We start from the raw sequence: 22910 nt of genomic DNA, 5'->3' as shown, positions 1-22910 counted from the left end.
AGCTGACCTCTGGTCTGGCCGCGTCCGTGAGCTGCTGAGACGCAGCTGGTCCGAACCGGCCCGCCGGGCTCGGAGGGTGGCGCGGGAACCGTGGAATATTCGCGTGCCGCGCACCGCTGTACGTGGCCCGGGGACGGACACGGTTCCCCGGAGGACTTGTTCCGACAGGAGGGACTCGAGATGACTGAGATCACGATCATCGGCGGCCACGGCAAGGTGGGGCTCCAGCTGAGCAGGCTGCTCGCCGCACAGGGGGACACGGTCAACGCCGTGATCCGCAAGGAGGAGCAGCGCCAGGACGTCCAGGACACGGGGGCGAACCCGGTGGTGGCGGACGTCCAGGACATGGACGTGGCCGCCCTCACGGAGCTGCTGTCCGGCCAGGACGCCGTGGTCTGGTCCGCGGGCGCGGGCGGAGGGTCCCCGGAGCGCACCTACGCCGTGGACCGGGACGCGGCCATCCGCTCGATGGACGCCGCGGAGGCCGCCGGGGTGAAGCACTACGTCATGGTCTCCTACATGGGGGCCGGCCAGGACCACGGGGTCCCGGAGGACAACGACTTCCACGCGTACGCCCAGTCCAAGGCGGACGCTGACGACCATCTGCGCGCCAGCTCGCTCACCTGGACGATCCTGGGCCCCGGAATGCTCACCGACGACGCCGCCACGGGCGCCATCGCGCTCGGCAGGGCCGGGGAGGGCGAGTCCAACACCACCGCCCGCGGCAACGTGGCCCTCGTGGCCGCCCGGGTGCTCGCGGATCCCCGGGGGACCGCGAAGAAGTTCATCGAGTTCGCGGACGGGGACACCCCCGTGGCCGAGGCCGTCGACTCGCTCGACTGACCGGGGCTCCCGCCGCCGCACCGGTTCGAGCCGTGGTCGAGCGGCCGCAGCAGCTCGGACCGCGACCAGGCAGTCCGCACCGCCCGGTGGGCGACGCCCTGACAGGGGTGTCGCCCACCGGGCGTTCTTCTAGGCTGAGGGCATGCAGATGCCATCGATCCACCCCGAATCCTCCGACGGCCGCGACCAGGAGCCCCTGGACCTCAGCGAGGTCATCGCCCTCACCGCCGTGGTGCACGGCACGGTCCAGGGCGTGGGGTTCAGGTACTGGTGCTGGCGGCAGGCCGAGAAGCTGGGGCTCACGGGCACCGCGACCAACAACGAGGACGGCACCGTGGGCGTCGTCGCCGAGGGCCCGCGCTGGGCCGTGGGGGACTTCCTGCAGGCGCTGATCTCACGGGACACCCCGGGTGCTGTGATCACCGTGGACGAGCACTTCGGTCCCGCCACGGGGCAGTACACGGACTTCAGCACCCACTGAGACCGCACGGCCGGCGCTGTTCACCTCCGGTTGACCTGCGCGGCCTACGGTGGGGGCACTCGCAGTCCGCCACACGAGGAGAACCATGACCGTCACGGAGTCCGAGGAGATCCCCCCGCGGGCCGAGCGCGCCGCCCAGTGCCTGGAGCGGGTGCGCGAGCTGCTGCTGCGGATCCGTGCGGCACGCGAGGTGCGGCTCGAGGGCATCAACGGGGTGGCCCCCCGTCACCGGCACTCCGCGGTCAACCTGGTGGACTACACCGCGGTGCGCTCCGAGGATGTCCGCGACCTGCAGATTCAGCTCGCGGGCCTGGGCGTCTCCTCCCTGGGGCGCATGGAGTCGGGCGTGGCCGAGCACCTCACGGCCGTGGCCCGCACCCTCGCCGCCGTGGCGGGGCTGCCGGACCCGCAGCTGCCTGACCTCGACCCCGGGCTGCTCCCCGGGGAGGACCTGCGCCCCGGACCGGTCACACTGGCGCGGAACACCGTGCGGCTGGTGGGCCAGGCGCCGGAGGGCAGGGCCACGCGCATCATGGTCACCATGCCCTCTGAGGCGGCGCAGGACCCCGCGCTCGTCTCCCGCATGGTGGCCGCGGGCACGGACGTGGCCCGCATCAACTGCGCCCACGACGGACCGCAGGAGTGGTCCAGCATGATCGAGCACCTGCGGGCCGCGGCGTCGGACCTGGGCACGGACGTGCGCATCGCCATGGACCTGGCCGGGCCCAAGGTGCGCACCGGCCCCGTGGAGCCCGGGCCGCGCGTCGAGAAGATCAAGCCCGAGCGGGACGCCACGGGTCACGTGATCCGCCCCGCTCGCCTGTGGCTCGGGGCCCAGCACTCGGAGGACGTCCCCGCGGTGGCGGTCGCACCCGAGCAGTGGCTCGCCGAGCGCACGGTGGGCGAACGCCTCCAGCTGCGGGACGCGCGGGACTCCGGTCGCACCCTGCGGGTCGTTGAGACCCACGACGACGCCGTGCTGGTGGAGTTCTCCAAGACCGTCTACTTCGCCACGGGTCTGGTGCTGCGCACCCGGGACGGTTCCGAGGCCACCCTGGGGGAGCTGCCGGAGACCGAGCAGTACCTCCGCGTGGCCACGGGGGACACGCTGCGGCTGCTCAACAGCACGGAACCCGTCCAGGTGGGCGGGCCGTCCCCGGTGCGGATCGGGTGCACACTGCCCGAGGCGTTCCAGGACGCGGCCGCGGGCCAGCGCGTGTGGTTGGACGACGGGAAGATCGGCGGCGTGATCCGCCATGTGCACGCCGGTCACATGGACGTGGAGATCACCCACGCGAGCCCGGCGGGCAGCAAGCTCAAGGCCGAGAAGGGCATCAACTTCCCCGACACGGATCTGCGGATCCCCGCGCTGACTGCGAAGGACCGGGAGGACCTGGCGTTCGTCGTCCAGCACGCGGACATCGTCAACATGTCCTTCGTGCGCAGCGCCCAGGACGTGGCAGACCTCCTGGCCGAGCTGCAGGCGCTGGGGGCCGACTCGGTGGACATCACGCTCAAGATCGAGACCGTGGGCGGCTTCGAGCACCTGCCCATGGTGCTGCTCGAGGCCATGCGGTGGCAGGACTCCGGTGTGATGATCGCCCGCGGGGACCTGGCCGTGGAGACCGGTTTCGAGCGCATGGCGGAGGTCCAGCAGGAGATCCTGTGGCTGTGCGAGGCCGCGCACGTTCCCGTCATCTGGGCCACGCAGGTGCTGGAGACCCTCGCCAAGAAGGGGCTGCCCTCCCGTGCGGAGATCACGGACGCCGCCCAGGGCCAGCAGGCCGAGTGCGTGATGCTCAACAAGGGGCCCTTCGTGGTGGAGGCCATCCGCACCCTGTCCTCGGTGCTCGAGCGGATGTCCGGGCACGCCTCCAAGAAGACGGACCTGCTGCGACGGCTGAACGCGTGGGAGGACTTCGTGCGCTGACCCGCCCCGGAGCGTGCCGTCTGCCGGGCCCGGGGCTTGTGTGCCCTGGGCGTACGGGGTGCGCGGGCCCGCGCGCCGCCGCGAGCGCTGTGCCATAGTGAGTCCGATGTGCTCGGCCTCGGCCGCCGAGCAGCCCCTATCCGTCTCGAGGAGTGGACACAGATGCGCGTAAACCCCCTGAACAAGGCGTTCGACGAGCACGGGCAGCCGTCGCCGGGCGTGGAGAAGTTCCTGAACCACGCGTTGCGCGTCCAGCGGCCCTGGGTGGTCAAGATGATCAAGCACATGCGCAGGCAGCACCCCGACGAGACGCCCGCGCAGCTCGCCAAGCGCGCACGCAAGCTCTACGTGCGCTCGGTGACCGCGGGCGGCGGCGCGGTGGGCGCCACCGCCGCGATTCCGGGGATCGGGACCCTGACCTCCTTCGGGCTGTCCTCGGTGGCCGTCACCGGCTACCTCGAGGCGACCGCGCTCTACGCCCAGGCGGTCGCGGAGCTGCACGGGGTCGAGCCCAAGGACGAGGACCAGAACCGCACCATGGTCATGGCCCTGATGCTCGGGGACGACGGGCAGGCGCTCATGGGCCAGCTGCTCACCAGCTCCTCCACGAGCAAGAGCATCTCCAACAAGTGGGGGCTCATGATGGGCAAGTCCGGCAGCAACGCCAAGTTCTTCGACGTGGGCCGGTCCATCCGCAGCATGTTCGTCAAGCGCTTCATCGCCCGCCAGTCCGGTGCCATGCTGGGCCGCGCCCTGCCCTTCGGGATCGGCGCGTTCGTGGGCGGCGGCGCCAACCTGGCCATGGCCCGTCAGGTCATCAAGTCCGCCGACGAGGCGTTCGGGGAGTTCCCGGAGCAGTTCCCTCCCAACCTGACCCTCGGGGACCGCGCAGAGGCGTTCGAGGGCGGGACCACAGCCTCCCAGCAGGAGGCCCTGGAGACCGCCACCACCGGGCGCGAGTGACACTGCAGGCCGCGTGACGGAGCGGGCGCCCCGGGGACCACCGTCCTCGGGGCGCCTGTTCGTTCACGCGGACGTCATCCCAAGGCTACTGGCGCGTCAGTTGGTGCTCGGTCTCCCGTCGCCGCGGCTTCCTACCGTGGGGCCGTGGCTGCCTCGACCGAACGTCCTCCCGCCCGTCCTCTGATCTACGCGCACCGCGGATCCTCGCACCGCTATCCGGAGCTGACCCGGGCGGCCTACGTCCAGGCGATCGCCGACGGCGCGGACGGCGTGGAGTGCGACGTCCACCTGACACGTGACGGCCACCTGGTGCTGCACCACGACGCCCAGCTGGGCCGCACGTCCAACGGCTCCGGGCCAGTGGCCCAGCACACCCTGGCGCAGCTGCGGGAGCTGGACTTCACCTCGTGGAAGGGTGTGGAGATCCCGCCGTCCCACGGGGCGGCCCACGAGCAGCTGCTCACGCTGGACGAGCTGCTGGACCTGCTGCTGGCCGCCGGGCGTCCCATGGGCCTCGCCGTGGAGACCAAGCACCCCAGCCCGTACGGCCACGGGCTGGAGGAGGCCCTGCTCGTGCTGCTCATGCGGCGCGGCTGGAACCCGGAGACCGGGATGCTCGGAACCGTGACGGTCTCGATCATGAGCTTCCACCCGGATGCCGTGCGCCACGTGCTGGACCACGTGCCACCGCGCCACGTGTGCCAGCTGGTCTCTCAGTCCACCGTGGAGTCGGTGCGCGCCGGTCTCGGCGTGGGCACCGCCACCGCGGCCGTGTGCCGCGCGGGCATGCGCCTCGTGATGCCTCCCGGGGTGCCCCTCATCTCCCGTGGGGAGGTGGAGCTCGCGGGGCCGGGGATCCGGTTCGTGCGGGACAACCCCCGGCTGGTGGAGCAGTGGCTCCAGCGCGGAGCCGTGCTGCGGGTGTGGACGGTGGACACCTTCGCGGACACCCACGTGTGCCTGGCCCTGGGGGTCCAGCAGATCACCACCAACGTGCCCGCGCTCGTCCGCCGCTGGAGCACCGAGCACGTCGACTCTGCGCAGAACGCCTCGGCGCACGGCCGAGGCGTTCGGGAGCGTGAACTGGTTCCGGCGGCTCAGAGGCCGTAGGAGTCCACGAGCCGTTCCGCCAGCCCGGTGTACCCGCCCGGGGTCAGGGCGCTGAGGCGCTGGGCGGTCTCCTCGGACAGCCCCAGCTCCCCGATGAACTCCCGCATGCGCTGGGCGTCCACACGGTGACCGCGGGTCAGGTCCTTGAGCCGCTCGTAGGGGTTGTCCATCCCCTCGCGCCCGGCAACGGCCTCCGCCCGCATGGCGGTCTGGACGGCCTCCCCGAGCACCTCCCAGTTCTGGTCGAGGTCCTCCGCCAGGGTGGCCTCCGCGACGTCCAGGCGGTCCAGGCCCTTGACCACGTTGGAGATGGCCAGCAGCGAATGCCCGAAGGCCACGCCGATGTTGCGCTGGGAGGACGAGTCGGTGAGGTCCCGCTGCCACCGGGAGGTCACGAGCGTGGCGGCCAGGGTGTCCAGCAGGGAGCAGGAGATCTCCGCGTTGGCCTCCGCGTTCTCGAACCGGATGGGGTTGACCTTGTGCGGCATGGTGGAGGATCCCGTGGCACCCTCCACCGGGATCTGCTGGAAGTAGCCGATCGAGATGTAGGACCACACGTCCGTGCACAGGTTGTGCAGGATCCGGTTGAAGCGCGCCACGTCCGCGTAGAGCTCCGCCTGCCAGTCGTGGGACTCGATCTGGGTGGTCAGGGGATTCCACGTGAGCCCCAGGCCGGTCACGAACGAGCGGGAGATCCCCGGCCAGTCCGTGTCCGGTGCGGCGGCGGTGTGGGCCGCGAAGGTTCCGGTGGCGCCGTTGAGCTTGCCCAGGAACTCGGTGCCGGCCACGCGCTGCACCTGACGGTCCAGACGGTGCGCGAACACCGCGAGCTCCTTGCCCAGGGTGGTGGGTGTGGCGGGCTGGCCGTGCGTGCGCGAGAGCATGGGCACAGCCTTGGTCTCACGCGCCATGGCGGAGACGGCCGCCACGAGACCGTGCGCCGCGGGCAGCCAGACCTGCTCCACGGCGTCCTTGATGCCCAGCGCGTAGGAGAGGTTGTTGATGTCCTCGGAGGTGCACGCGAAGTGCACCAGGGGAGTGAGGTGCCCGAGACCCAGCTCCGGCAGGCGCCGTCCGATGAAGTACTCCACCGCCTTCACGTCGTGGACCGTCACGGCCTCGAGCTCCGCGAGTTCCGCCACGGCGGCGGCGTCGAAGCCGGTCACGATGGCGCGCAGCCCCGCTTCCTGCTCGGCCGTGAGGGGCTCCAGGCCGGCCAGGGCGCGCTGCTCGCACAGGTGGATGAACCACTCGACCTCCACGTGCACGCGCTCGCGGTTCAGTGCGGCCTCCGACAGGTGGTCCACCAGGGGGGCGGTCTGAGGGCGGTAGCGGCCGTCCAACGGCCCCAGCGCCAAGGCGGGGCTCTGCTGGCCCAGGGCCACTCGTCCGGACGGGAGGGTCTGCGCGGCGTTCGACATGGTTCCCATTCTTCCACGGGCCAGGGGGCGCCCGCCCGGTGCGAGGTGCCGCGGCGAGGGACCTGCACCGCCGGGCACCCGGGGTGGCCCGGGAGGTCCGAGTCCCCAGTCCCCGCCGGGCGGTTCTCGCTCGGCCACGCCCCTTTCTAGCCTGGTCCCGCGCGCCGGGCCCCCGTCCGCGCAGTGCGGAGAGGACACCACATGACACCCACGGCACTCGCGGCCGCGCCCGGGGCGTTCCCCGGGATCAGCGGACTGGTCCACGAGCACCTCACGGCTCTCGCGCAGCGGTACGACGACGCCGCCGAACACCTGGGTGCCCTGCGCACCCGGGTGGCCGAGGCCGGGGAGACCCATGAAACCTGGCGCGGACCAGGCGCCCGCCTCTTCACCGTCCAGGTGGAACGCGACGTGGCCGGCCTGGGGGAGGACATCGCGAGCTGCCGGGAGGCATCCCGAACGCTGCGCTGGGCCGCGACCGCGCTCGCCGACCGCCTTGCCGAGCTCGAGACCGCGGCGGGGATCGGCGCCCCGCTGCTCTCCGCCCTCGGGGCCGTCCTGGGGCCGGGTCTCCTGACCGCACCCGCGGGGCGTCGGCCATGAGCCCCGTGGACGGTGCGGGCCGCCCGACGCATCCGGTGCCACCGGCCCACGAACCCCGCCAGGCGGCGTCGCCGGGTGGGGCCGTCACGGAGGTCCGCGGTCCCGCGGAGGACCTGCAGGGTGAGCTGTACGGTGACGCGGCGGCGCCCCGCCCCGCGGCGGAGGGGTTCGAGTCCGAACAGGACGTCGCGGCCGCGGTGGATGGCGCCCGGGAGACCATGACCGTGTACGGGGGCGCGGGAGCGGCCGGCGGGACCGCGGTGGACACGGACGGGATGCGGGCCACCTCCGGGGACCTCTCACGCGTGGCGTCGGAGTGCGGGGAGGTGGCGGCCGGTCTCACGCCGCTCGCGGTCGAGACGCAGCTGTGGGCCCTGACCGGAGAACCCCTGCTGGGTGATGCGGCAGTGATGTCGGGACTGCTCGTGACGGGTCTGTTGGACCACGCGGCCGAGGTCGCGCTGACGGCCCGGAAGCTCGAGGCGGCCGCGCAGCGCTACGAGGCGGCCGAGCAGGTTGTCACCGGGTCCTTCACAGCCGAGCAGCTGGAGGCACCCTGGCCGGGAGCGGGAGTGGCGTTCCTGCGGGACATGGCAGGCACGATCGAGGATTTCGAGGTGGCCTTCACCCGCGCCGGGATCGACAGCCCCGAGTCTTTCCGGGACCGGGTCCATCTCACCCTGTTCGGGGTCCTCGTGCGCGGTGGGGGTCCCCGCGGCACGGACGCCGTGATCCGAGGTCCCGGTGTGGACGACCTCCTGGACGGGGGTCTCCAGCTGGCGTGGCCCGACGGCGCCGCGGCCGGTTCCGGGAGCACGGCGGAGGACAGCGCGGCCGAGGGGGCGTCCGGCGCGGCTGCGGGCCCCGCGGCGTCGACCACAGGGCGGCGCCCGACGATCGGCCAGCAGCTGCGGAACATCCTGGTGGAGCGGCTCTCCGCCGCGGGTCGCCGGATGACGGACGGAGCCCCTGCTCAGGAACCTCCTGCCGCGGACGGCGCGGACATCTCGGAACTGGAGGTGACCGTGGCCGCGATGGCGATGGCTGTGCCCGGGGCGGCCGGTGTGTATGCGCTGTATCGCGAAGGCCGTCGGCTGAACCCGGCGGAACGCACCGGGGCGGTTCTCAGGGGAACGGTTCGGAACCTGGAGGAGGACCATCCCCTGTACCCCGCCCGGCGGGAGGTGTTCACCGGCATCACGCCGCGCAGCGCCCGCGAGCACCACATGACGCCGTTGCCCCGCAGGCCGCTGCCCGCCGGTGTGCGCTACGACGGCGCCGTCCCCACCACCGTGGCGGGGACGGCCGCGGCGCTCAAGGACGCCAAGACCATGGTGTCGGGCGCGGACGCGGATGGCGAACCCGTGGAGAACAGCACGGTGATGGTGCAGAAGGCCACCGGTGCGGACGGGCGCACCGCGTACTCGGTGGTTCTCACCGGGACCGAGCAGTGGTCGGACGGTCCCGGCGTGCACGACATCAAAGGCATCGGCCAGGGCATGACCGCGTCCCCCGCGGACTCCCTCACTGAGCTCCCGCAGGCCCAGCGCATGGCGGTGCAGGCACTGCAGGACGCGGGCATCCGCCCGGGGGACACCGTGGTGCTCACGGGGCACAGCCTGGGTGGGATCGACGCCGCGGGGCTCGCCGCGAACCAGGAGTTCCGCAGCCGCTACGACGTCCAGGCGGTCACCACGTACGGGGCGCCCGTGGGGGACTTCGCGATTCCTGCCGAGACCTCGGTGATGGCCGTGGAGCACGTCGACGACCTGGTGCCCACCCTGGACGGCGTGCCCAACCCGGACGGCGAACACCGGTCCACGGTCCGGGTGAGCACACCCTACGCGGGCGCGTTGCGCTACAAGGACGGACCACTGGGAACCGCGGCGCACGAGATGAACCTCTACGTCGTGGGTGCCCAGGGCATCTCCGGGTCCGGAGACCCCACCGTGGAGGCGCACGAGCACCGGCTGGCCGCAGCTGTTCCCCACGGGCCGGGAGTCCGGACCGAGACCTACGTGTACGCCGGGTGGGAGGAGCATGCGGGTCTGGACGTGGAGGAGAGCCCGGCCGGCGGCGCACCGCCGGTCCGGTGAGCGGGAGGCGCCGCCGTGCGCGGCCGCCCGTCCTTCGCCCCCGCTGCCGGCACCGGCAACCCTCGGCGGCCGGGTGGCCGAGGCGGGCTGGTCGACGCGGGTCCGGGCACGCAGGCCGGGGAGTGCCGGCCTGGGCGGGAGGCCTGTCCGCCGAGGACGCCACCACGCACTCAGACGTCCGGTTGCCTGTGAGTTCTCGCAGAAGCGGGCGGATCCAACGGCGGCTCGGTCCGGTCGGCGCTCCGGGTGGGTCGTGCTGGTCGCTCGAAGGAGGGGGGGCGGCGGGCACGCGGCGCGTTCCCACGGGTCGCGCGCCGTGCACGAAGCCCGGGGGATCTCCGTGCACTCGCAAGGGCGCCGCGGAACCAGGTTCGTCCGAATTCCCGTGACGGCGGACGAGCAAACACGCCCGCAATGTGACCTGCAACACTTCATCCGGCGCCCGTGTAGGCTCTGGTGAACCCGAGGCGAACGCCCGTTTCCTGGAACTCAGCGCCACCTACCCGCACCCGCGCACCATGCCGACACCCCGGCAGTGCAACGGACGCGGAGCGCCCCCGAGGACCTGTGTTCGCAAGGCTCGACATGACCGGGGCGATCCTCCGGTCATGAAGACAGTGGAAGGACCACGACCGACCATGGAACCACGTACCCATCCGGGTGCTGTGCAGAGCACGCTCCCCCGGCACCAGCTGCTGGACGAGCGCGGCGTCGTCACGCAGAACCCGCTCCTGACCCCCTATGCCGAGGACATCAGCGTCGATGACCTCAAGCACCTCTACCGCTCAATGACCATGTCGCGGCGGATCGACGAGGAAGGCACCTCGTTGCAGCGCCAGGGACAGCTGGTGCTGTGGGTGCCGCTGCGGGGCCAGGAAGCCGCGCAGATCGGCTCCGCGTGGCCCACGCGACCCACCGACAGGCTCTACCCCTCCTACCGCGAGCACGCCGTGGCCTTCGAGCGCGGCGTGGAGCCCTCCGAGCTCATGCGCTACTTCCGCGGACACACCGCGGGCGGCTGGGACCCCGAGAAGCACAACCTCAACCTCTACACCGTGGTGCTCGGCTCGCAGGCCCCCCACGCCGTGGGCTACGCCATGGGCACCATGATGGACCGCAAGGCCGCCGAGGACGCCGGCACGCCGCTGGAGACCGACCCCGAGGCCGTGGTCGCGTACTTCGGGGACGGCGCCAGCACCGAGGGTGAGGTTCACGAGTCCATGGTCTTCGCGGCGTCCTACGACGCACCGGTGCTGTTCTTCATCCAGAACAACCAGTGGGCCATCTCGGTGCCCTTCTCCACGCAGTCCCGCGTGCCGCTGGCCACGAGGGCGGCCGGCTACGGCTTCGAGGGCCTGCGGGTGGACGGCAACGACATCCTGGCCGTGGTGGCCGCAACCCGCTACGCCCTGGAGAAGATCCGCAAGGGCGAGGGCCCCGTCCTCATCGAGGCGGAGACCTACCGCATGGGCGCGCACACCACGGCGGACGATCCCACCAAGTACCGCAAGCGGGAGGAGGAGGACCAGTGGGGCCTGCTCGATCCCATCGAGCGGCTCAAGGTCCACCTGCGCACCGAGCACGGTGTGGAGGACTTGTTCTTCGACACCGTGGCGCAGGAGAACGACGACCTCGCGAACCGGATGCGCGCGGACGTCCTCGCCATGACGCCGCCCGAGTTCGTGGACCGGTTCGACAACGTCTACGCCGAACCGCACTCGCTCGTGGACGCCGAGCGCGCCGAGTACCTGGAGTACCAGGCCGGATTCGACGTCGCGGACGAAGCCCAGAACTCGGAACCGGAAGGAGCGGGCGCGTGAGCAAGCTGACCATTGCCAAGGCCATCACCGCAGGGCTCACGCGAGCCATGGAGGACAACCCCAAGGTCATGCTCATGGGGGAGGACATCGGCTCCCTGGGTGGCGTGTACCGCGTGACGGAGGGGCTCAAGGCCCGGTTCGGTGCGCACCGCGTGCTGGACAGCCCTCTGGGCGAGGCGGGGATCGTGGGCACCGCGGTGGGGCTCGCCCACCGCGGCTACCGCCCGGTGTGCGAGATCCAGTTCGACGGGTTCACCTTCCCCGCGTTCAACCAGATCACCACGCAGGTGGCCAAGATCCACGCGCGCTCCGAGGGCAAGCTCAAGCTGCCCATGACCATCCGCATCCCGTACGGCGGTGTCATCGGCTCGGTCGAGCACCACTCCGAGTCCCCGGAGGCGCTGTACGCGCACACCGCGGGGCTGCGGATCATCACCCCGTCCAACGCGCACGACGCCTACTGGATGGAGCAGCAGGCGATCGCGAGCGACGACCCCGTCATCATCTTCGAGCCCAAGCGCCGCTACTGGCTCAAGGGCGAGGTGGACGAGACCGCCGAACCCATGGACCCGTTCTCCGCGTCCGTGATCCGCGAGGGCGAGGATGCCACCGTGGTGGCCTGGGGTCCCCTGGTACCCGTGGCACTGGCCGCGGCGAACGCCGCCGAGGAGGACGGGCGCAGCGTGGAGGTGATCGACCTGCGCAGCATCTCGCCGATCGACTTCGACTCGCTCACCGCCTCGGTCCGCAAGACCGGTCGCCTGGTGATCGCCCACGAGGCCCCCACGTTCGGCGGCCTGGGCGGAGAGATCGCCGCGCGCGTGACAGAGCAGGCCTTCTACTCGCTCGAGGCCCCGGTGCTGCGCGTGGGCGCGTTCCACATGCCGTACCCGCCGGCCGCGGTGGAGGAGCACTACGTCCCGGATCTGGACCGGGTGCTCGACGCACTCGACCGTTCCTTCACCTACTAGACATTCAGACCATCACCGCGGTCGTCGACGAGCGCGGTGTCCCCAGGAGGGAGAACAGATGTCCCAGGTTTTCACACTGCCCGATGTGGGCGAAGGGCTGACCGAGGCCGACATCCTGGCCTGGAAGGTGTCCAAGGGCGACACCGTGTCCGTCAACCAGGTGCTCGTGGAGATCGAGACCGCCAAGTCCGTGGTGGAGCTGCCTTCCCCGTACGCGGGAACGGTGCAGGAGCTCATGGTCGCCGAGGGCGACACCGTGGACGTGGGCACGCCCATCATCACGGTCAGCTCGGGTGACGACGCCCCCGCGGGCGGCACCGACCCCGGGTACACCGGTACGGTGCCGCAGAACGGACTAGCCGGTGCGGACGGTGCGGCCACGGGGGCGGAGGGCGAGGACCAGCCCCAGGGCCAGGCCCTCGTGGGCTCCGGGCCCAAGGCGGATCCCGTGCGTCGGCGGCGACGCAGCCGTCCGGCGTCCAGCGCGGTGCAGGAGCGCGAGGAGACTGCGGCGGAGAGCGCACCGCCCGCTCAGGCTCCGGCCGGTGCAGGCGGCGGGGACCCCGCCGGTGCCACGGCCCCCGCCGGTGGCGTGGTGCCACGGCGGCCCGGTCTGGCCAAGCCCCCCGTGCGCAAGGCCGCCAAGGAGATGGGCATCGACCTCGCGGACGTGCAGGCCACGGGTGAGGCCGGTCAGGTCACCAAGCGCGACCTGCTGGCCCACGCGGAGCGCGGCGGTGTCTCCGGAGTCGCGTCCGGCACCGCGGCTCCCGTGGCTGTCCGCGAGAGCGGGGAGCGTGTCGAGCGGATCAAGGTCAAGGGCGTCCGCAAGGCCACGGCCCAGAACATGGTCAAGTCCGCGTTCACCGCGCCCCACGTGTCCATCTTCGTGGAGGTGGATGCCACCCGGACCATGGAGTTCGTCAAGCGGCTCAAGCAGTCCCCGCGCATGGAGGGCGTGAAGATCTCCCCGCTGCTGATCGTGGCCAAGGCCGTGATCTGGGCTGCGGAGCGCAACCCGGACGTGAACGCCACGTGGTCGGACACCGAGATCATCGTGAAGCACTTCATGAACCTGGGGATCGCGGCGGCCACGCCGCGGGGTCTGCTGGTGCCCAACATCAAGGACGCGCAGGATCTCTCGCTGCGCGAGCTCGCCGTGGCGCTGCAGCAGCTCACCGAGACGGCACGTGCCGGACGCACGCAGCCCGCGGAGATGCAGGGCGGCACGCTGTCGATCACGAACATCGGCGTCCTGGGAGCGGACACGGGCACCCCGATCATCAATCCCGGGGAGTCGGGCATCCTGGCGTTCGGGGCCATCAAGCAGAAGCCGTGGGTGGTGGACGGGGAAGTGGTCCCCCGCTGGATCACCACCCTCTCCGGCTCGTTCGACCACCGCGTGGTGGACGGGGAGCTGGCTGCCCGCTTCATGTCGGACGTGGCCCGGATCGTGGAGGAGCCGGCACTGCTGCTGGAGTGAGTCACGGCTGACCGGGCCCTTCCGGGGCTCGGCGCAGACGCATCGAGGGGCACCCGCGGCACACGCGGGTGCCCCTCGATGCGCCGGGCGCCCCTCCGCCGCGCCGGGCGCCCCTCCGTCGTGCCGGGCGCCGTGAACCGCGGCACCGCCCGGAGTGCCTCGCCGCAGCGGGGAACGGACGGGTCGTCCCGGGCGCGTGTCACGTGGCGCGGAAGCACCCCGCCACGTGACCGGGCGCCCGCCCGATCCGCTGCAGCCACCGGTGGGCGGTCACCGGACCCACCAGCACGATCCCGTGGGAGCGCAGGGTGAGGGACAGCCTGCGGGACGCGGCGGTGCTGTCCGGCAGGTCCAGCGCGTTCTGCGGTGGTGCCTCCGCCGGTGGCACCTGGGCTTCGGTGAGCAGCTCGTTCCACCGGGTGACGTCCCAGTCCTGGCACACCTCCGCGTTGTGGATCACCGCCTCGATCTTGGCCCGGTTGCGGATCAGGTCAGCGGTCACCAGGAGGTCCTCGACGTCGTCCTCGTCGAACAGCGCCACGCGCTCCGGGCGCAGGTGGGCCATGTGCAGGTACCAGGCCCCGTGGCGTGCGGACTGCGACCACCGGGCCAGCCCCGAGTCGACCAGTTCGAGCATGAGGGCGGCGAAGTGCTCGGCGGGGGTGCTCGGAGGGGTCCCCCACTCGTCGTCGTGGTCCGCGAGTGCGCCGGCCGTGCCGAGCGCCCAGGGGCAGCGGGACACACCGTCCCCGCACAGCACTGAGCGGAAGGCGTCGCGGGGGCTGGCGGTGGGGCGCTGATGGCTCCCGCCGGCCGCGGGGAGCGTCCCGGACGTGGGCAGCGCCGGCCCGGGAGCCGGGGGATCTGGTGCCGGGGCTGGTGGCTGCGCCGGGCAGGGGAGGGAACGTGCCGTCGTCGTCATGGCAGGAGGCTAGGACGCACGTGAGGCCCCGGTGCCGTGGGGCGGCAGCTCTGTGGAGTGCGGGATGGTGACTGCGGCTGAGGACCCGGGTGTGCAGGGCGCTCGCCGCGGGGCGCGCCCGGGCGAGCCGGAGGACGGGTGCCGCCTGGCAAGTGCGCGGTGCACGGTGCGTGGCGTCGATCACCGGCCCCGCCGGAGGACGCCCGGTCGGAGCAGGTGGCGGCCCCGGTCAGAAGGTGGACACGGCGCCCGTGACGTCCTCGATCTCCACGGCCAGGGGGTCGTCGTCGGGGTTCTGGGAGTCGTGGACGATGAACACGGCGGCGGGATCGCCCGGGGGCAGGGCGCGGACCGTGACCACTCCCGAGCGGACGTGGGCGAAGATCTCGGAGAGCTGGCGGGCGGTGGCGGAGAGCACCGCGTCGGACGGCGGGGTGCCGCGCTCGTCGAGGATGTCCACCGTGATCCCGCGAGCACGTGCCGCCCGGGTGAGCTCCAGGATGTGGGGGGTGGCGATCGCGCGGCCACGGATGCTGTCCCGCAGCTGCGCCTCCGTGAGGCGGAACTGCTGCACGTCGTAGTCGGTGACCACCGTGGACTCCTGGGCGATCTGCTCCAGGAGACCGCCGGCGAGGCGGCGCACCTCGTCCACGCGGCGGCTCGAGGCGTGGCGCATGCCCTTCTCGACCTCGTCGCCGCTGCGAGCGGCTTCGAGGATCCGCTGCGTCTCCTCCCGCCGGTTCATGAAGAAGTTGTACTGCCGCTCCACCATCCAGGTCACGATCATCACGGCCACACCCACCACGTGGTAGGCCTCGATGGGGAGGGGGACACCGTTCACCACGGGCCAGCGCAGCACGGACATGACCGTCACGCCGAGCCACACCAGCAGCGCCCACCCCGGTCTGCGACGCATGCCCAGGGCGAACAGCTCCGCGATGAACCCCAGGTGGAACCACGGGGACTGCCCGGCGTCCGTGGTCAGTGGAGTGGCCGCGTAGCCCTGCTGCGCCGCCACCAGGAACAGGGTGGCGCTCAGCGCGGTGGGGACCACGTGGAACCGGCGGCCGTCCCACGCCGGCAGGGCGATGATCAGCCCGGACACCGCGTACGCCGTGAGGGAGACGAACATCGCCCACCTGGAGGTCGCGTCCTCGAGGTGACGCAGCGCGTCCACGAACGGTGCGCCGAACGTGGCCAGGACGAGGAGCCCCATGAAGCGGTGGGCGAAGACCGGGCGGGTGACCTCGCTCATGCCACCACGTCCTTGGGCCACACGAGGTCCACCCGGGTGCCCCGGCCCGGGGCGGAGTCCAGGTGGACCACCCCGCCGATGGAGTCCACGTTCTCCATGATGGACACGCGCACACCGAGCCTGCGGTTCGGCACGTCGTGGTAGTTGAAGCCCCGGCCGTTGTCGCTGATGGTGAAGCGCAGGTAGAAGCCCTCGGGATTGATGGGGCTCGCCTCGCAGATCTCGCCCTCCATGGCCACGGTGGTGATCGCGCTGCCGGAGTGCCGTGCGCTGTTGGACACGGCCTCCGTGACGGCCTGCGTGAGCCCGTGGGCCACGTAGGCGGGGACGAACACTCGGGGCTCACCGACGGGCCGCATGGGCGCCCGCAGGTTGGTAAAGCGCACGCGGTCCCGCCACGGGGACAGGGCCTCCATCAGCTCGTCCATGAGGTCGTGCACCATCACGGTGTGCGCGCCCGAGGCACGGCTGGACTCCTCGGCCAGCACATCCTGGGCCCGCGCGGCGAGCTCGCGGGTCCTGCGGGGCAGCACCCCGTGGTTGCGGGAGGCGTCGAGCAGCGCGGCCATGACGTTGTCGTGGATCAGACGGTCGATCCGTTCCTGGTCCTCCGTCTCCGACCGGCTGCGGGTCATGGCGAGCGTCTCGGACAGCGCCTCGGCGTAGTTGCGGTCCATGCGCTCGGTGCCACGCTTGCCCACCGTGATGATCATGATGAGCGTGAGGGCAAACACCAGGCGGGAGAGTCCCCCGGCCACCCAGGACTCAGCGTTGGGGGACACGGAGACGACCAGGACGGAGACCAGGGCGTAGAGCGCCTCGATCCCCACGGTGTACAGCACCGCGGCCGCGGGACTCCACAGCACGGCCGCGGCCCCGGAGGCCAGGATGATGAACCCCGAGATCCACGGGTTCTGGGGCAGCATGCCCCCGGTGTAGGCCAGGGGCAGCGTCAGGATGGATGCGGCCACCACCGCGGTGTACGCCCGGAACACCCACGGGCGCACCGAGTGGTGCAGCCCGTAGTAGAGGGTGAGACCCGTCAGGACACCGAGCGCGGCCAGGAAGATGCTGTACCAGCCGTGCAGGTGCGACTGCTGCTGGGCGAAGATGGGCAACACCTCGATCAGGTGGGTCACCCCGAAGACCCCCACCCCGATCATCGCGAGCCAGTGGGCGCGGTAGGTGTAGACCCCCAGTTCCCCCGGCGCGGTGGTGGCGAAGAACCGCTTCCACCGCAGCTGGGTGCTGACCACGCGGTAGGAGCGGGCTCTGCTCCCCGAGCTCCTGCCGCGCAGGGTCACGGGGTGCCCGGGGTGCTCGTCACAGCTTCTTCTCAGCCGTGGTGACGTCGTCCTCCGGATCCACCAGACCGTCCTCGATGGCGCGGATGCGCAGATCGATCTTGGTGGGCGCGGGGCGTCCGATGCGGGCGTACTTCTCCCGGATCCTGTCGATGTTCGTCTTCACCGCGGACTGCTTGATGCCCATGCGCCGCGCCACCTGGACCTGCGCGAACCCGGAGGCGTACAGCCGCAGGGTCTCGCGCTCGCGAGGGGACAGGGCGGCGCGCGAGAACTCCACGTCCCCGTCGATCGCCGCGGCCAGCTCCTTGGTGATCACCGGCTTGCCGTCCGCGATGGCGCGCGCCTCCTCGATGGCGTGCTCCAGCGGGTCGGACTTGCGCACCAGGCCCAGTGCGCCGGCGCGCAGAGCCTCCCTGATCAGTGCCGCGTTCTCGGCGATGCTGAAGATCAGCACCTTCATGCCCGCGCTGCGCAGCCGCTCCACGTTGCTCGCGGGGCGGGACTTGTCCGCCAGGGACAGGTCCAGCAGGACGACGTCGCACTCGATGCGCTTGGCCCCCTGCGCCGTGAGGGCGGGATTCTCCGGGTCCCGGCCCAACTGGTCCAGCAGCGTGGTCACGGAGTCCGAGGACCCCACCAGCTTGACGTCCGCCAGCGATGTCATGGACACCAGTCGGACACCTTCCCGAACCACTTCATGGTCGTCGACGATCGCGACGAGTGTTGAAGGCATGGATGTTTCCTCCGTACTCCCCTGTGGAGGCCCAGCCCAGGCCCCCGACAGTACGGAAGTCTACTGGCTTATTGCATGCGAAATGCTCCACGCGTCCACTTTGCGGTGGTAGTACATTCCCCACAGTCCGCCGAGGACCGCGCCCACGAGACCCAGCACCAGCAGCCCGCCGATCGCCACAAGACCCACGGTTGGATTCGCCCCGATCATCTCCTGGGCCACCCAGCGGGAACCGTCCTCCACGGCGGCCTGTCCCGCCCACAGCAGCACGGCGGCGGAGGCCGCGGCCCGGGCGACGACCGACCACAGCCACACGCACACCCCCTGCGCGGCTCCCGAGAACCGGGCCATGCGCCCGGCCACGTAGCCGCCCGCCAGCATCGACAGCAGCTCGACCGCACCCAGGACGACGACGCCGCCCCACAGCTGCGCGGACCCCGGCTCGTTCCAGGCCCGCGCCAGGGCGTCTCCCGCGCTGAGCCCGGTGTCGAGGCCCACGGCGGGGCCCGCGAGGATGGCGAGGGCCGTCAGCAGCGCACCCAGCGCCGCCGCCGTGAGCAGCCCCATGAGCCCGGGGACGATCTGCAGACCCCCGAAACGCTGACGCTGCCGGGCGCGCAGGGCCTCCGCCGTGAGACGCGGGGCCGCGGAGGCGCCTCCGGGGCGGACCGCGGGTCGCATCGTGTCCCACGACGCCTCGGCGGAGATCCTCTCCTGGGGGTGGGTGAGGTGGTCGTCGCCCACCGGGTTGGCCGGGCCGGAGTGCTGGTCCCGGGGGTGCAGACGCCCGGAGGCCACGCCGGTGCGGCCCGTGGGAGGGGCGCTGGGCAGGGGGCGGGTCCGTGCGGCGTCGTCCGCCGTGGAGGCGGGAACGGCCGCGGTGCGGGCCTCCTGCGCAGCGGCGGACCCGGGCTGGCCGTCGGGACCGGACCGGTGGTCGGGACGGGGAAGGGGCCGGGTGTCCTGGGAGGCGGAGTCGGGCCGCGCCGAGCCGTGTCCGCCCGTCCAGGGCGCGTTGCCGTCGTCGAAGGGGTCGCGGGCGGAGGAGGGGGACATGCGGGGGCCTCGATTCGGCGGGGAGTCCTGTGGCGGGTCCCCCGAAGTCTATCGAGGGCGGGGCGCCCGGCAGGAGCGGTGCCCCGCCTGCCGGGGCGCCTGCCGCAGGGCGGGTAATCTCGCTGTCATGGCTGACGTGAATTCCCGTGACTTCCTGGCGACCCGACCCTGGACGGCGAGCTACGACCCCGGGGTCCCTCGGGACCTGGACCTGCCCGAGACCTCCCTGGTGCACATGCTCGAGAAGTCCGTGGCGCGGCACGGGGCCAAGACCGCGGTCGAGTTCTTCGGCGCGGGAACCACCTACGCGCAGCTCGGGGAGCAGGTGCAGAGCGTGGCCGAGGGGCTGCGGGTGCTGGGCGTGCAGGCCGGGGACCGGGTGGCGATCGTGCTGCCCAACTGCCCCCAGCACATCGTGGCGTTCTACGCCGTGCTGCGGCTCGGTGCGATCGTGGTGGAGCACAACCCCCTCTACACGACCCCCGAGCTGCGCCACCAGTTCGAGGACCACGGTGCCCGCGTGGTGATCGCGTGGGACAAGGTGGCGTCGCGGATCACCAGCATGCCCAAGGACCTGGCCGTGGAGCACGTGGTGTCCGTGGACATCACCGCCGCCATGCCCGCGGCCATGCGCCTGGGCCTGCGGCTGCCCCTCAAGAAGCTCGCGGAGCAGCGGCGCCAGCTCACGGCCGCCGCTCCGGGCACGATCGCCTGGAAGTCCCTCCTGGACTCCGCGCCCCTGCGCTCGGACCACCCCCGCCCGAGTGCCACGGACATCGCCCTGCTGCAGTACACCTCCGGCACCACGGGCCAGCCCAAGGGCGCGATGCTGAGCCACCGGAACCTGGAGTCCAACGCGCTGATGGGGCAGCACTGGCTGGACAGCTCCTCGGACGAGGTCGTCTACGGCGTGCTTCCCCTGTTCCACGCCTTCGGGCTCACACTGGGTCTCACGTTCGCCATGTCACTCGGGGCCAAGCTGGTGCTGTTCCCCACGGTGCGTGCGGATCTGATCCTGAAGGCCATGAAGAAGTCCATGCCCACCGTGCTGCCGGCGGTTCCCCCGGTGTACCAGAAGGTGCTCGACGCCGCGCGGGAGCAGGGCAAGGACATCTCGGGCATCCGTGTGGCGGTTTCCGGTGCCATGAGCCTGCCCGTGCCCCTGGTGGCCACATGGGAGCAGGCCACGGGCGGCATGCTGATCGAGGGGTACGGGCTGACCGAGTGCTCACCCCTGGTGGCGTGCAACCCCCTCAACGACCACCGCCGGGCGGGGTCGATCGGCATCCCGTTCCCCGGCACCGACATCCGCATGGTGGACCCGGAGACGGGTGAGGACGTTCCGCTGGATGGCGAGGGCGAGCTGCTGGTCAAGGGCCCGCAGACCACCCAGGGCTACTGGAAGCGCCCGGAGGAGACCGCCAAGCTCTTCACCGAGGACGGCTGGCTGCGCTCCGGGGACATCGTCACCGTGGACCAGGACGGCTTCCTGCGGGTGGTGGACCGCATCAAGGAGGTCATCATCACCGGCGGGTTCAACGTGGCCCCCACCGAGGTGGAGACCGCCCTGAAGCTGCACGACAGCGTGGCCGACGCCGCCGTGGTGGGGATCCCCAACGACGACGGCAACGAGACCGTGGTGGCCGCCGTGGTGCTGGAACCCGGGGTGAGCCTCGACGAGGCTGCCCTGCGCCAGCACTGCTACGACAAGGTCACCCGGTACAAGGTCCCCCGCCGGATCATCGCCATGGACGATCTTCCCCGCACGATGCTCGGCAAGACCCTGCGACGGGCCGTCAAGGAGGAGATCCTGGAGAAGAAGCTCCTGGACTCCTGACCGCACCGCGCACCCGGTGCCACGGGCGGCAGCGGGGTGACGCATCCGGGGAACGGCCCGGGTGGGCTGGCTGGAGCACGTTCTCGGCGGCCCGCCGGGAGGCCGTGGCTCCGGACCCGAGGAGGTGGCCCGACATGGAGATCCGGCAGCTGACCTGCTTCGTCGCGGTGGCCGAGGAACGTCACTTCGGCCGGGCCGCCGAGCGGCTGCACATGGCGCAGCCGGCGCTGTCCCTGCTGATCCGTCAGCTGGAGGAGAACCTGGGTGCCAGACTCCTGGACCGCACCACGCGCAGGGTGGACCTCACCCCCGCGGGTCAGGAGCTGCTGGACCGGGGGAGGCGGGTCCTCCACGACCTCGAGCTGCTCGAGGCCGATGTCCGGCGGGAGGGCGACGCCTCGACGGGTGTGCTCCGGCTGGGGTTCGCCGGGGCCGCGGCGTACTACGTCGTCCCGGAGCTGGCGCGCGCGGTCCGGGCGGGGCTGCCCGGCGTCACCCTGAGCCTGCGGGGTGAGCTGCCGTCACCGGCGCTGGAGTCCGGGCTGCGGGACGGGAGCCTGGACGCGGCACTGCTGCACCCGCCCGTGGCCTCGCCGGGCATCCGCCACCGCGTCGTGGGGCGTGAGCCCCTCGTGGTGGCCCTGCCCGTCGACGCACCGCTGACCGCGCGGCCGTCGGTTGGCGTGGGCGCCCTGGAGGGTCTTCCGGTGGTTGCGCACCCGCCCGGGTCACCGCTGCACCGGGCCGCCCAGGAGCTGTTCCTCGCCGCGGGGCTCCCCCTGCGCATCGGGCAGGTGGCGCAGGACACGGCGAGCATGCTGTCACTCGTGGCGGCGGGAGGCGGGGTGGCGCTGGTTCCCGCGTCCGTGCGGGCCCTGCAGCTGCGGGAGGTCGTGTACGCGGAGCTCGAGGGGTCCCCGCAGATCGACCTCGCGCTCGCCTGGCGTGACGAGGACCGCTCCGCCCGGCTGCGGGCTTTCCTGGATGTTGCACTGGGGTGGGTTGACTCCGCGGGAGCCACGGGCACGAGCCCTGCGGCGCGCTGACGGGTCCGGGCCGCGCGGTTGACTCCCGCCGGGCGGCAGCTGCGCGGGCCACCGCAGCGTGTCCGCGGGCCGGATGGGCTCATCCGGGCCGTCTCCGCTCCCGGCGGGGCGCCTCGGAGCACCCGGACCCTGTGGCTCACCCGGGGGACAGGGAACGGGGGAGAAGGACGAGGCGGTCGTTGCTCCGTGGCTCGACGGTGCGAGCGACGTTCCGCAACGGTGCAGGTCAGAGGCCGGTTGCAGCGCTGTTTTGCGGGTTTACTTGCGTCTGGATGGACTTGCCGCATAAAGTGGTGATGTCGGCCGAAGTGGCCCGGGTGCATCCCCCCCAAATGCGCACCCGGATGATCCCCCGGCTGGTCGGCGTCCCGATCTCCCCCAGATTCGGGATGTCCGACGGGTCCTGCCGATCCCCCAAGTGGCAGGACCCGTCCCCTGTTAACGGGCCTTTCCGGCTCCTTCCCGAACGGACCGCACCGGGTGAGGCGCGGAGTCCTCCCGCCCGGTGCGGCGCCTCAGGCCAGTTTCAGATCCCCCAGACGGGGAACCACCTTGTGGGCGATGCTCAGCAGGGCCGTGCTCTCGTCCTCGGTCAGCTGGTCCACGAAGGCGGCCCGGACCATGGCGATGTGGGCGGGGGCCGCGCGGGTGATGGAGCTGCGCCCGTGCTCGGTAATCCCCACCACCAGGCCGCGGGCATCGGTGGGGCTGGGTGAGCGTCGGATCATGTCGCGGCGCTCCATGCGGGAGAGCATGTGGGACAGCCGCGAGCGCTCCCAGCCGAGCATGCGCAGCAGCTCGCGGGAGGGCAGCTCGCCGGTGGCCGACTCCGAGAGCGGGACCAGGACCTCGTACTCGGAGCCGGACAGCTCGCTGTCGCGCTGCAGCTGCCGGTCCACGGCGCGCTCCATGCTGCGGGACAGTTCCAGGAAGGCCCGCCACACCTCCTGCTCCCGGGCGTTCAGCCAGGGTGGGGTGCGGTTGCTCGATGTGCTGTCCATGCTCTGCTGCTTCCTCGGGGAGGCACCCCGTG

At 71.8% G+C, this 22910-nt stretch carries 19 protein-coding genes; 12 read left to right on the top strand and 7 right to left on the bottom strand.

The annotated features are described in order from the left end of the window. The first annotated feature begins 180 nt into the window (after positions 1-180). From HMPREF2833_RS06120 to HMPREF2833_RS06100, 5 genes are all read left to right on the top strand, one after another. Entirely contained in the window at positions 181-843 is a 663-nt protein-coding gene (locus tag HMPREF2833_RS06120) for an SDR family oxidoreductase (protein WP_047978546.1), read from the top strand. A gap of 142 nt (positions 844-985) precedes the next feature. Beyond that, positions 986-1324, top strand: a complete 339-nt coding sequence (locus HMPREF2833_RS06115) for an acylphosphatase (RefSeq protein ID WP_082142023.1) — start codon at positions 986-988, stop codon at positions 1322-1324. Positions 1325-1409: 85 nt separating this feature from the next. Continuing rightward, positions 1410-3254 (top strand): pyruvate kinase, encoded by a 1845-nt coding sequence (locus tag HMPREF2833_RS06110; RefSeq protein WP_083310941.1) that lies wholly within the window; start codon positions 1410-1412, stop codon positions 3252-3254. 162 nt (positions 3255-3416) lie between these two features. Then, positions 3417-4217: a di- and tripeptidase gene (locus HMPREF2833_RS06105; protein ID WP_070636982.1), complete on the top strand. Its 801-nt coding sequence runs from the start codon at positions 3417-3419 to the stop codon at positions 4215-4217. A gap of 144 nt (positions 4218-4361) precedes the next feature. Then, positions 4362-5327, top strand: a complete 966-nt coding sequence (locus tag HMPREF2833_RS06100) for a glycerophosphodiester phosphodiesterase (protein WP_059280777.1) — start codon at positions 4362-4364, stop codon at positions 5325-5327. On the opposite strand, the gene purB is transcribed toward HMPREF2833_RS06100, so the two are convergent. Further along, positions 5315-6757 (bottom strand): adenylosuccinate lyase, encoded by a 1443-nt coding sequence (gene purB, locus HMPREF2833_RS06095; protein WP_047978545.1) that lies wholly within the window; start codon positions 6755-6757, stop codon positions 5315-5317. The genes HMPREF2833_RS06100 and purB overlap by 13 nt on opposite strands. Positions 6758-6949: 192 nt before the next feature. On the opposite strand from purB, the gene HMPREF2833_RS06090 reads away from it, so the two are divergent. The 5 genes from HMPREF2833_RS06090 to HMPREF2833_RS06070 all read left to right on the top strand — a co-directional run bounded on the left by HMPREF2833_RS06090 (position 6950) and on the right by HMPREF2833_RS06070 (position 13721). Further along, positions 6950-7351: a hypothetical protein gene (locus HMPREF2833_RS06090; RefSeq protein ID WP_047978544.1), complete on the top strand. Its 402-nt coding sequence runs from the start codon at positions 6950-6952 to the stop codon at positions 7349-7351. Next, positions 7348-9447: a lipase family protein gene (locus HMPREF2833_RS06085; protein ID WP_029603190.1), complete on the top strand. Its 2100-nt coding sequence runs from the start codon at positions 7348-7350 to the stop codon at positions 9445-9447. The genes HMPREF2833_RS06090 and HMPREF2833_RS06085 overlap by 4 nt, the downstream gene beginning before the upstream one ends. A 608-nt stretch (positions 9448-10055) precedes the next feature. Next, the gene (locus tag HMPREF2833_RS06080; protein ID WP_070636981.1) at positions 10056-11267 is read left to right on the top strand and encodes a thiamine pyrophosphate-dependent enzyme; all 1212 of its coding nucleotides are present in this window, start codon (positions 10056-10058) and stop codon (positions 11265-11267) included. Further along, positions 11264-12238 (top strand): alpha-ketoacid dehydrogenase subunit beta, encoded by a 975-nt coding sequence (locus HMPREF2833_RS06075; RefSeq protein WP_070636980.1) that lies wholly within the window; start codon positions 11264-11266, stop codon positions 12236-12238. Before HMPREF2833_RS06080 ends, HMPREF2833_RS06075 begins: the two co-directional genes overlap by 4 nt. 58 nt (positions 12239-12296) lie before the next feature. Further along, on the top strand, positions 12297-13721 hold the full coding sequence (locus HMPREF2833_RS06070) for a dihydrolipoamide acetyltransferase family protein (RefSeq protein ID WP_019309953.1): 1425 nt from the start codon (positions 12297-12299) through the stop codon (positions 13719-13721). A gap of 199 nt (positions 13722-13920) precedes the next feature. Here HMPREF2833_RS06070 and HMPREF2833_RS06065 read toward each other — a convergent pair whose 3' ends face one another. The 5 genes from HMPREF2833_RS06065 to HMPREF2833_RS06045 all read right to left on the bottom strand — a co-directional run bounded on the left by HMPREF2833_RS06065 (position 13921) and on the right by HMPREF2833_RS06045 (position 18994). Continuing rightward, positions 13921-14463: a DNA-3-methyladenine glycosylase I gene (locus tag HMPREF2833_RS06065; protein WP_019309954.1), complete on the bottom strand. Its 543-nt coding sequence runs from the start codon at positions 14461-14463 to the stop codon at positions 13921-13923. 409 nt (positions 14464-14872) lie between these two features. Beyond that, positions 14873-15898 (bottom strand): hypothetical protein, encoded by a 1026-nt coding sequence (locus HMPREF2833_RS06060; protein ID WP_070636979.1) that lies wholly within the window; start codon positions 15896-15898, stop codon positions 14873-14875. After that, positions 15895-17154, bottom strand: coding sequence for a sensor histidine kinase (locus HMPREF2833_RS06055; protein WP_070636978.1), 1260 nt, complete (start codon positions 17152-17154; stop codon positions 15895-15897). Before HMPREF2833_RS06055 ends, HMPREF2833_RS06060 begins: the two co-directional genes overlap by 4 nt. A 67-nt stretch (positions 17155-17221) precedes the next feature. After that, positions 17222-17938, bottom strand: a complete 717-nt coding sequence (locus HMPREF2833_RS06050) for a LuxR C-terminal-related transcriptional regulator (protein WP_029603191.1) — start codon at positions 17936-17938, stop codon at positions 17222-17224. Positions 17939-17998: 60 nt separating this feature from the next. Next, on the bottom strand, positions 17999-18994 hold the full coding sequence (locus HMPREF2833_RS06045; RefSeq protein ID WP_070636977.1) for a hypothetical protein: 996 nt from the start codon (positions 18992-18994) through the stop codon (positions 17999-18001). A 127-nt stretch (positions 18995-19121) separates the two neighbouring features. Between HMPREF2833_RS06045 and HMPREF2833_RS06040 the strand changes: the two genes are divergently transcribed. Together HMPREF2833_RS06040 and HMPREF2833_RS06035 are read left to right on the top strand one after the other, a co-directional pair. After that, the gene (locus HMPREF2833_RS06040) at positions 19122-20831 is read left to right on the top strand and encodes a long-chain-fatty-acid--CoA ligase (protein ID WP_070636976.1); all 1710 of its coding nucleotides are present in this window, start codon (positions 19122-19124) and stop codon (positions 20829-20831) included. Positions 20832-20965: 134 nt separating this feature from the next. Further along, on the top strand, positions 20966-21877 hold the full coding sequence (locus HMPREF2833_RS06035; RefSeq protein ID WP_070636975.1) for a LysR family transcriptional regulator: 912 nt from the start codon (positions 20966-20968) through the stop codon (positions 21875-21877). Positions 21878-22392: 515 nt separating this feature from the next. On the opposite strand, the gene HMPREF2833_RS06030 is transcribed toward HMPREF2833_RS06035, so the two are convergent. After that, entirely contained in the window at positions 22393-22878 is a 486-nt protein-coding gene (locus HMPREF2833_RS06030) for a MarR family winged helix-turn-helix transcriptional regulator (RefSeq protein ID WP_070636974.1), read from the bottom strand. Between the last annotated feature and the right edge of the window lie 32 nt (positions 22879-22910).

It is taken from the genome of Kocuria sp. HMSC066H03 (assembly GCF_001812045.1).
Lineage (GTDB): Bacteria > Actinomycetota > Actinomycetes > Actinomycetales > Micrococcaceae > Kocuria > Kocuria rhizophila.
The sequence above is the reverse complement of the archived record's forward strand: the minus strand, read 5'-3'. Positions and strand labels throughout refer to the sequence as shown.

Bases quoted from the DNA above. Each gene is read 5' to 3' on its own strand.
- HMPREF2833_RS06120 (WP_047978546.1), top strand. From the start codon at position 181: ATGACTGAGATCACGATCATCGGCGGCCACGGCAAGGTGGGGCTCCAG.
- HMPREF2833_RS06115 (WP_082142023.1), top strand. From the start codon at position 986: ATGCAGATGCCATCGATCCACCCCGAATCCTCCGACGGCCGCGACCAG.
- HMPREF2833_RS06110 (WP_083310941.1), top strand. From the start codon at position 1,410: ATGACCGTCACGGAGTCCGAGGAGATCCCCCCGCGGGCCGAGCGCGCC.
- HMPREF2833_RS06105 (WP_070636982.1), top strand. From the start codon at position 3,417: ATGCGCGTAAACCCCCTGAACAAGGCGTTCGACGAGCACGGGCAGCCG.
- purB (WP_047978545.1), bottom strand. From the start codon at position 6,757: ATGGGAACCATGTCGAACGCCGCGCAGACCCTCCCGTCCGGACGAGTG.
- HMPREF2833_RS06090 (WP_047978544.1), top strand. From the start codon at position 6,950: ATGACACCCACGGCACTCGCGGCCGCGCCCGGGGCGTTCCCCGGGATC.
- HMPREF2833_RS06085 (WP_029603190.1), top strand. From the start codon at position 7,348: ATGAGCCCCGTGGACGGTGCGGGCCGCCCGACGCATCCGGTGCCACCG.
- HMPREF2833_RS06080 (WP_070636981.1), top strand. From the start codon at position 10,056: ATGAAGACAGTGGAAGGACCACGACCGACCATGGAACCACGTACCCAT.
- HMPREF2833_RS06070 (WP_019309953.1), top strand. From the start codon at position 12,297: ATGTCCCAGGTTTTCACACTGCCCGATGTGGGCGAAGGGCTGACCGAG.
- HMPREF2833_RS06060 (WP_070636979.1), bottom strand. From the start codon at position 15,898: ATGAGCGAGGTCACCCGCCCGGTCTTCGCCCACCGCTTCATGGGGCTC.
- HMPREF2833_RS06050 (WP_029603191.1), bottom strand. From the start codon at position 17,938: ATGCCTTCAACACTCGTCGCGATCGTCGACGACCATGAAGTGGTTCGG.
- HMPREF2833_RS06045 (WP_070636977.1), bottom strand. From the start codon at position 18,994: ATGTCCCCCTCCTCCGCCCGCGACCCCTTCGACGACGGCAACGCGCCC.
- HMPREF2833_RS06040 (WP_070636976.1), top strand. From the start codon at position 19,122: ATGGCTGACGTGAATTCCCGTGACTTCCTGGCGACCCGACCCTGGACG.
- HMPREF2833_RS06035 (WP_070636975.1), top strand. From the start codon at position 20,966: ATGGAGATCCGGCAGCTGACCTGCTTCGTCGCGGTGGCCGAGGAACGT.
- HMPREF2833_RS06030 (WP_070636974.1), bottom strand. From the start codon at position 22,878: ATGGACAGCACATCGAGCAACCGCACCCCACCCTGGCTGAACGCCCGG.